The organism is Citrobacter sp. CK180 (genome assembly GCF_030333655.1).
GTDB classification, from domain to species: Bacteria; Pseudomonadota; Gammaproteobacteria; order Enterobacterales; family Enterobacteriaceae; genus Citrobacter_B; species Citrobacter_B koseri.
Genome location: NZ_JAOWFM010000016.1, coordinates 1 through 270, shown reverse-complemented (window position 1 = coordinate 270; position 270 = coordinate 1). Strand labels below are relative to the sequence as shown.

Genomic DNA, 270 nt, shown 5'->3' with positions numbered 1-270 from the left:
ATGGTGGAGCTATGCGGGATCGAACCGCAGACCTCCTGCGTGCAAAGCAGGCGCTCTCCCAGCTGAGCTATAGCCCCATACAGTACAGTCAGAACCTCTTACCGATGATTTTTCCTGAGACAAGGCGTGGAATGACGAAGCATACTTAAAGTATGTGAGTCATTTCACAACGCAGTATTCAGGGAAAATCTGGTAGGCCTGAGTGGACTTGAACCACCGACCTCACCCTTATCAGGGGTGCGCTCTAACCACCTGAGCTACAAGCCTGTA

General features: G+C 51.5%; 2 tRNA genes. Both read right to left on the bottom strand.

The features are described 5' to 3' along the window. Position 1: 1 nt before the first annotated feature. Positions 2-77: transfer RNA gene (locus tag OGV50_RS00440), tRNA-Ala, on the bottom strand. A 113-nt stretch (positions 78-190) separates the two neighbouring features. Next, a tRNA-Ile gene (locus OGV50_RS00435) sits at positions 191-267 on the bottom strand. Positions 268-270 lie beyond the last annotated feature (3 nt).